General features: G+C 43.9%; 7 protein-coding genes, 1 tRNA gene and 1 rRNA gene (1 of these 9 running past the window's edge). 2 read left to right on the top strand and 7 right to left on the bottom strand.

Features of this window, described 5'->3' with window-relative positions:
- The 6 genes from PGW42_RS14475 to PGW42_RS14450 all read right to left on the bottom strand — a co-directional run.
- A 16S ribosomal RNA gene (locus tag PGW42_RS14475) occupies window positions 1–448 on the bottom strand; it reaches 1,083 nt to the left of the window's first position.
- A 336-nt stretch (window positions 449–784) separates the two neighbouring features.
- Window positions 785–872: transfer RNA gene (locus tag PGW42_RS14470), tRNA-Ser, on the bottom strand.
- A 223-nt stretch (window positions 873–1,095) separates the two neighbouring features.
- On the bottom strand, window positions 1,096–1,818 hold the full coding sequence (locus PGW42_RS14465; RefSeq protein WP_270203948.1) for a lysophospholipid acyltransferase family protein: 723 nt from the start codon (window positions 1,816–1,818) through the stop codon (window positions 1,096–1,098).
- Between the two features lie 12 nt (window positions 1,819–1,830).
- Window positions 1,831–2,382, bottom strand: a complete 552-nt coding sequence (locus PGW42_RS14460) for a Fe-S-containing hydro-lyase (protein ID WP_008371397.1) — start codon at window positions 2,380–2,382, stop codon at window positions 1,831–1,833.
- A 65-nt stretch (window positions 2,383–2,447) separates the two neighbouring features.
- Window positions 2,448–2,888, bottom strand: a complete 441-nt coding sequence (locus PGW42_RS14455; RefSeq protein WP_022220240.1) for a C-GCAxxG-C-C family (seleno)protein — start codon at window positions 2,886–2,888, stop codon at window positions 2,448–2,450.
- Window positions 2,889–3,019: 131 nt separating this feature from the next.
- A complete protein-coding gene (locus PGW42_RS14450) occupies window positions 3,020–3,862 on the bottom strand; it encodes a fumarate hydratase (protein ID WP_055248668.1) in 843 nt (280 codons plus the stop codon).
- 194 nt (window positions 3,863–4,056) lie between these two features.
- On the opposite strand from PGW42_RS14450, the gene bioB reads away from it, so the two are divergent.
- Together bioB and PGW42_RS14440 are read left to right on the top strand one after the other, a co-directional pair.
- A complete protein-coding gene (gene bioB / locus PGW42_RS14445; RefSeq protein ID WP_117559177.1) occupies window positions 4,057–5,028 on the top strand; it encodes a biotin synthase BioB in 972 nt (323 codons plus the stop codon).
- Window positions 5,029–5,078: 50 nt separating this feature from the next.
- Window positions 5,079–5,636: a biotin transporter BioY gene (locus PGW42_RS14440; protein ID WP_117824058.1), complete on the top strand. Its 558-nt coding sequence runs from the start codon at window positions 5,079–5,081 to the stop codon at window positions 5,634–5,636.
- Window positions 5,637–5,908: 272 nt separating this feature from the next.
- Here PGW42_RS14440 and gyrA read toward each other — a convergent pair whose 3' ends face one another.
- Window positions 5,909–8,443 carry a DNA gyrase subunit A gene (gene gyrA / locus PGW42_RS14435; RefSeq protein WP_175305734.1) on the bottom strand — a complete coding sequence of 845 codons (2,535 nt, stop codon included), beginning with the start codon at window positions 8,441–8,443 and terminating at the stop codon, window positions 5,909–5,911.

Below are 8,443 nucleotides of genomic sequence, written 5' to 3'. Positions count from 1 at the left end.
GCTTTACATACCGAAATACTTCTTCGCTCACGCGGCGTCGCTGCATCAGGGTTTCCCCCATTGTGCAATATTCCCCACTGCTGCCTCCCGTAGGAGTTTGGGCCGTGTCTCAGTCCCAATGTGGCCGGTCACCCTCTCAGGTCGGCTACTGATCGTTGGCTTGGTAGGCCGTTACCCCACCAACTACCTAATCAGACGCGGGTCCATCTCATACCACCGGAGTTTTTCCCACGGAGCCATGCGGCTCTGTGGTCTTATGCGGTATTAGCAGTCATTTCTAACTGTTATCCCCCTGTATGAGGCAGGTTACCCACGCGTTACTCACCCGTCCGCCACTCAGTCACAAAAACCTTCATCCGAAGAATCAGGTTTAAGTGCTTCGTTCGACTTGCATGTGTTAAGCACGCCGCCAGCGTTCATCCTGAGCCAGGATCAAACTCTCGTTAAAAATGTTTGTATCCGGGTCAGAATCGCTTGGCAATTCTGTTCCTGTTTACTGTTCTGGTTCGACATCTTTCGATGTCCGTTCTTGAAAAATCTCTTTAAAGAATTTTCAGGGTTTGTTGTCTATTGTTCAGTTATCAATGTTCATTTTTGTTGTTGCCGTTTCATGCGACAGCTTTTATATTATATCAAAGTGTTTCATGTTTGTCAACAACTTTTTTAAATTATTTTTTGTTGCTTTTTTGAATCTCTCAAACAGCAACTCTGATATATTATCATATATCTTCTTGCTTGTCAATAACTTTTTTGAAGTTTTTTCAAAAGTTATTTTCAAACAAAACGGAGAAAGAGGGATTCGAACCCTCGCGCCGGTTGCCCGACCTACACCCTTAGCAGGGGCGCCTCTTCGGCCTCTTGAGTATTTCTCCTCAGCCCGATCCAAGGTCTGTATTTAACTGTGTGTTTACATACTTTTAATGTAACTCCACAGCGCATTGATAATTATACCTAAGAACCCTTTTTCTGTCAACGGTTTTTTCGATTATTTTTTTCTTTTTTTAAGTTTGTTTTCTAATTATCTATATATAGAAGAAACAGACTCTTTTTCACTATATCTAGCAAAGAGTCTGTCCTTTTTACCTTATCTTTATTTTATGCTTCCTTTGGTTCATATTCAGATATGGTTTCTTCTATTCTTCTTTTTACTTCTTTCGCGATCTCTGTCGTCTTCATATTTTGATATTCTTCATAATAAATCGGTTCCAGGAAATGTACCTGTACCGTTACCGGTGCGATACTATTTGTATCAAACGGTTTAAAAGAATCGATCAACGCAATCGGTATGATCGGGCATTTCGCTTTTGTTGCCGCCTTGAAGCTTCCACCTTTAAACTCAAGAAGCTTGTTCCCCATCTTCGAGCGGGTTCCTTCTGCAAAGATCAGATAGTTCCTTCCTTTCTTTACTTCCTCTGTAACATCCATGATCACTTGCATAGACTGACGGATATCTTCGCGGTCGATCATGTAGGCCTTCATACATTTAAATGTCTGCTTGAGAAGTGGAACATTTGCCACTTCTTTTTTTGCCACCACAGAAAATGGACGCGGGCAGGCATCAACAATTGCGAGTACGTCATAAAGCCCTTGATGATTCGGAAAAAACATAAACCCTCCCTCTTTAGGAATATTTTCTTTTCCATATGCCTCGATTGTTACATTTCCGCCTTTATTGGCTCTTTTGACAATATATTTCAGAAGCTTATATCGGGTGATCTCCGGATACTTGTCTACGTGCGCGGCATAGTAACACAGCTTGCACCACATAAACGGAACAAGCAGAATATTCCGAATTACCATAAGTGCAATTCTTCTCACACAATTCATTCCCTATTCCTCCGCATACTCTTTGACGGCTGTCTCGTATAAATTATTGCCCTCGGAGTCGATCACAACAATTGCCGGAAGATCTTCGATCTCCAGGCGGCGGATCGCTTCTGTGCCAAGATCATCATATGCGATCACATCTGCTCTTTTGATACATTTTGAAAGAAGCGCGCCTGCTCCTCCGACTGCTGCAAAATAAACTGCTTTATTTCTCACGATCGCATCCCGGACAGCCTGACTTCTTTTCCCTTTTCCTATCATTCCGCCAAGCCCCAGATCCAGAAGGCGTGGTGCATATTTGTCCATCCTGCTTGCTGTTGTCGGTCCTGCTGAGCCGATCGGTCTTCCTTCTCTCGCCGGAGATGGTCCCATATAATAAATCATCTGATTCTTAATATCAAGTGGAAGCTCTTTTCCTTCCGAAAGCACTTCATCCATTCTTTTATGAGCAGCATCACGGGCAGTATAAATAACTCCCGTAAGATATACATAATCTCCTGCTCTTAAATCCTGTATTTCTTCCTTTGCTACTGGAACTGTAATATGTCTTTCCATATCCTTTTCCTTCCTGATTCTTTTTCTGTATTCTGCTGCGGCGTTTTTAACTGCTAACAGGAGTCTTATAATTCTCTTAAAATAATTTCAGCCAGTTTCTCAACTGTAAAGTCTACAAAACTAATGCACTGCGCTTTTCTCTCCGGAGAATTTTTTTCTTTTCCTCTTGTCAGCACACGACAGCAGGTTGCTCCGCAATGTTCTTTAAATGCGTCGTGAAACTCTTTCGTCAGCCGCTGACATTTCAAAAAGGCTTCATCTCCAGGTGTTCTTCTTCCGAAAAAATAGCCGATGCACATGGTTGCTCCTGCAAGCGCACCACAAATACAGCCACCATCTCCGAGCCCCCACGGGAATCCGGATGACATAGCGATCGCATCATCTGACAGATCAAGATCAAAGCCCTTTTTGATCGCATAGATCACCGACTCTGAACAGGCGAACCCTTTCTGAAAAATCTCAACCGCATCTTTTCGCATTGCGTCTACGTCTACATTTGTATTCATAATTATCCTCTTTTCATTTTCCTTTAAATATTACACATCCTCTCACCGGGCAGAAACCATTTGTAACATGCTTCATCTTCACACGAGTACATATCTTCGGCACGGAAAGTCTTTTCAGGATCCCCGGTAAATTAAATAGTGCGGATCACATGGCGGTTAACATGACAGCAAATATTTACAGCTACCGGAAGTCCGGCAATATGAGTCGGATAAGTGTTGACATTGACAGCCAGCGCGGTTGTACTTCCCCCAAGTCCGCCCGGTCCAATTCCAATCTTGTTGATCCGCTCCAGTAATTCTTCTTCCAGTTCTTTTACATATGGAATGTCTGAATGGCTTCCGACTTCTCTTGTAAGTGCTTCTTTTGCCATCAGTGCGCATTTTTCAAATGTGCCGCCAATTCCCACGCCGACAACCATCGGAGGACAGGCATTCGGACCGGCATCTTTTACTGCCGTAAGAACTGCTTCCTTTACTCCTTCGATTCCATCTGCCGGTTTCAGCATAAATACACGGCTCATATTTTCGCTTCCAAAGCCTTTTGGTGCGACCTTGATCTTCACCTGATCGCCCGGAACAATTTTATAATGAATGATTCCCGGTGTATTATCTTTTGTATTCTCTCTGAGAATCGGATCTTTCACGACGGATTTTCTCAGATATCCGTCAACATAACCCCGACGGATCCCTTCATTTACCGCATCTTCCAGGTTGCCGCCTTCGAAATGTACATCCTGTCCGATCTCAAGAAATACGACTGCCATTCCAGTATCCTGGCAGATTGGGATCATATCTTTTCCGGCGATCTTCAGATTATCCTGAAGCTGGCTTAATATCTTTTTCCCCAGTGGTGACTTCTCTGTTGAAACTGCATTTTTCATCGCAATGTCCATATCTTTTGAAAGAAAATGGTTCGCTTCAATGCACATTTCTTTGATATTCTTTGAAATCTCTTCCACGTTCAATGTACGCATTGGTTTTTCCTCCTGCATTTCATAATCTGATTTTTATTATACTATGGTTTTTTTTCATCTGCAATGTAATCATCTTCAAATAAACCTGTATTACTTCCAATTGTTAACCTTATAAAATTTTAAGTTGACATTCTTTCTTTTGCATGGTAAAGTGTGGAATGTATTTGATATTTTTTACCAAGGAAGGTTTACTTATGATTTCTGAAATTGAAACAACTACAGATCCGGTGCTTTCACGAGAAGATGCGATTGCAATCCTGAATACACCGGACGAAGAACTCGATCAGCTCATTGCACAAGCTGAAAAACTGCGCAGAAAATATAAGGGCAATCATGTAAGTATTCATATTCTTACCAATGCCCGCAGCGGTAACTGCTCACAGGACTGCGCTTACTGTGCACAATCCTGTCGTTCAAAAGCCGATATCGACAAATATAAGTGGGTAGCTGATGAAAAGTTATATAAAGATAATGATTTTGTAAATGAACATCATCTTTCCAGACACTGCATCGGACTCAGCGGTATGAAATTCACCGACGAAGAGATCGAAGAACTGGCTTCTAAGATCCGCAAGATGAAGGAAGACGGAACCCACCTTTGCTGTTCCATCGGATTTCTTACTGAAAAACAGGCTCTAATGTTAAAAGAAGCCGGACTCGACCGGATCAACCACAACCTGAACAGCAGCCGGGCTTACTACAGTCACATCTGTTCTACCCATACTTTTGAGCAGCGCGTTCAGAATATCAAAATGCTTCAGGGACTTGGATTTGAAATCTGCAGTGGCGGAATCATTGGAATGGGCGAAAGCAAAGAGGATGTTGTTGATATGCTTCTGGAGCTTCGTGAGATCCAGCCGGAAGCTCTGCCGATCAACTTCCTGTTGCCAATTCCGGGAACTCCGCTCGGTGATGCTGATATTTCCGAACTCACAACTGAGTATTGCATGAAGGTTCTCTGCCTTGCAAGACTTCTGGTTCCGCAGTCAGATATCCGTTGTGCTGCCGGACGTGAGGTTTATTTTAAAGGTGAAGAAAAGAAGCTTCTCAGCGTTGTAGATTCCATCTTCGCTTCCGGTTATCTGACCGCAGATGGTCAGGGAATCAAAGATACGATCCGGACGATTACGGATGCCGGTTTTACATACGAGATCGAATCTGCTTAATTTATTGACACACCGAACATTATTAACATTCTAAAAGGAGAATACTTAACATGGCTCAGGGAAACACTCAGACACTTAGAACTACCAATACTTACGCAATGGCTGTCACCGCTCTTATGACCGCTGTCACCTGCATTCTTGCACCGCTTTCCATACCGATCGGACCGGTACCGATTTCACTTACCAACTTTGCAATTTATCTTTCTCTCTATCTTCTGGATTGGAAGAAAGGAACGATCAGCTATATCCTTTATCTTCTTCTCGGACTTGTGGGACTTCCTGTATTTTCCGGATTCACCGGAGGAATCGGAAAGCTTGCCGGACCAACTGGCGGATATATCATTGGTTTCATCCCAATGGCAATCATTGCCGGTATTGTAATTGACAAATTCAGTCAGAGATGGATCCAGATTCTTGGAATGATCGTTGGAACTGCAATCTGCTATGCATTCGGAACTGCATGGTTCTGCATTCAGGCAGGTTACACTGTATCTGCTGCCCTTGCAGTATGTGTCATTCCATTTATCCCGGCGGACCTGATCAAGATGGTGATTGCCATGATCATCGGACCTGAAATCCGCAAAAGACTCGGAGCTGTTGCACAGTAAGATGCACGGCATCTGCCAGAATATTTGAAGTCTGGCAAAATAATAATTCAGCCCCCTCTACAAAGTCCGGAAAGCCTGTTTGCTGCAGCGTTTCCGGGCTTCTTTGTTTTTTAATCCGACTTTTACCAGAGCAAACGCAAGCCATGCCATAACATTTCTTTCCATGCAGCCTCATAAAACAAAGCAAGAGACCAGACAAGGCATTTGCATATTCCCTGTCCAGTCTCTTTATGATTTATCCTGCTTCTGTATTTCTACTTTCGCTCAGATCTTTATTCTTCTGTCTGCTCTTCTACAACCGTCTCAGCAGTTGCTTCTGTATTTGTTTCTTCTGCAGTCTCTTCTGCGTTCTCCTCCAGTTCACCTGAAGCCCTGCGTACCTTTGCGATACTTGCAACTTCTTCGTGTTCCTTCAGATTGATCAGTTTAACACCGGATGTGATTCTTCCGAGTACGGAAATCCCCGCACATTCCATACGGATCACGATACCATCTGTGTTGATGATCATAATCTCATCATCCGGACCTACTGCCTTCGCACCGACTACATTTCCGGTCTTCTCTGTGATCTTATAACACTTCACGCCTTTTCCACCACGGTTCTGGGCTGTGAATTCTTCCATGCGGGTTCTCTTGCCCATACCCTTTTCAGATACGATCAGAAGCTCTTCACCCTGCGCATCAAGCTGCATTGCAACAACTTCATCACGGTCACTTAAATTCATACCACGAACGCCCATAGAGGTCCTTCCGGTTGAACGTACATCAGATTCATGGAAACGGATGCATTGACCATACTGCGTAACGAGAATAACATCTCTTTCATCATCCGTAATCTTAACTTCGATCAGTTCATCATCCTCACGGAGTGTGATCGCAGCAAGTCCTGTCTTTCTTACATTTGCGTAATCCAAGATCGGAGTCTTCTTAACAAGACCTTTCTTGGTTGCCATGAACAGATAGTCACCTTCCTTGAAATCCTTAATCGGAATCATTGCTGTGATCTTCTCATCCGGCTGAAGCTGAAGGATGTTGATAATTGCTGTACCTCGGGAAGTTCTTCCTGCTTCCGGAATCTCATATCCCTTCAGGCGATAGCAGCGTCCGGTATTGGTAAAGAACATAATATACTGGTGAGTATTGGTCATGAACAGCTCTTCTACATAATCTTCATCCAGAGTCTGCATACCCTTGATACCCTTGCCGCCACGGTTCTGGCTCTTGAAAGTATCGTTGCTCATTCTCTTAATATATCCCATCTTGGTCATGGTGATCACTACATCTTCTCTCGGGATCAGATCCTCTGTAGAAATGTCGTATTCATCAAATCCGATGGCTGTTCTTCTGTCATCTCCGTATTTTTCAGAGATCACAAGGATTTCTTTCTTAATTACGCCAAGCAGAAGCTTTCTGTCTGCGAGGATCGCCTTGTACTCTGCGATCTTCTTCTCAAGCTCTGCATACTCTGTTTCCAGCTTCTCTCTTTCCAGACCGGTCAGAGCTCTCAGACGCATATCCACGATAGCCTGGGACTGTGCATCACTTAAGTTAAAGCGGCTCATCAACTCTGCTTTCGCAATCTGTACGGTCTTGGATCCACGGATGATCTTAATAACCTCATCAATGTTATCCAGGGCGATCAGCAAACCTTCCAAGATGTGTGCACGTTCTTCTGCCTTATTCAGCTCGTATTTGGTACGTCTGGTCACAACGTCTTCCTGATGTTTCAGATAATGGTTCAGGATTTCCAGAAGGCTCATAACCTTCGGTTCATTATTGACCAATGCAAGCATGATCACACCAAATGTATCCTGCAGCTGTGTATGCTTGTAAAGTTGGTTCAGAACGACATTCGGGTTCACATCTCTTCTCAATTCGATGCAGACACGCATACCTTCACGGCTTGACTGGTCGCTCAGGTCTGTGATTCCATCAATCTTCTTATCTCTTACAAGCTCCGCGATCTTCTCGATCAGGCGGGCTTTGTTGACCATATACGGAAGCTCGGTTACTACGATTCTGTGCTTTCCATTCTGCATTGGCTCGATATTGGATACCGCACGCACACGGATCTTTCCACGTCCTGTGCGGTAAGCCTCTTCGATTCCTCTTGTTCCAAGGATCGTTGCTCCCGTCGGGAAATCAGGTCCTTTGATGATCTCCATGATCTCTTCGATCGTGGTCTCATCTTTATCTTCAATCTGGTCATCAATAATTTTCACAACCGCACCGATGACTTCTCTTAAGTTGTGCGGTGGAATATTGGTTGCCATACCTACCGCGATACCGGAGGTTCCGTTTACCAGAAGGTTCGGGAATCTTGACGGAAGTACGGTCGGTTCTTTTTCTGTCTCGTCAAAGTTCGGTGCAAAATCAACGGTATCTTTATTGATATCCGCTGTCATTTCCATCGAAATCTTACTAAGTCTTGCCTCGGTATATCGCATTGCGGCAGCACCGTCACCGTCCACAGAACCGAAGTTACCGTGACCGTCTACAAGAATGTAACGGGTAGACCAGTCCTGTGCCATATTAACGAGGGCTCCGTAAATAGAACTGTCACCATGCGGGTGATATTTACCCATGGTATCACCGACGATACGCGCGCATTTACGGTGCGGCTTGTCAGGACCGTTGTTCAACTCGATCATCGAATAAAGAATACGTCTCTGAACAGGTTTCAGACCGTCTCTTACATCCGGAAGCGCACGAGAAGCAATAACACTCATGGCATAATCGATATAGAACTCTTCCATGGTTTTTTTCATATCCACTTCATGAACTTTATCAAAAATATTATCTTCCAT

Source organism: Coprococcus sp. TM115-187, assembly GCF_027679115.1.
Classification (GTDB): domain Bacteria; phylum Bacillota; class Clostridia; order Lachnospirales; family Lachnospiraceae; genus Allocoprococcus; species Allocoprococcus comes.
Note: the sequence above shows the minus strand (reverse complement) of the source record. Positions and strands in the feature narration are given on the sequence as shown.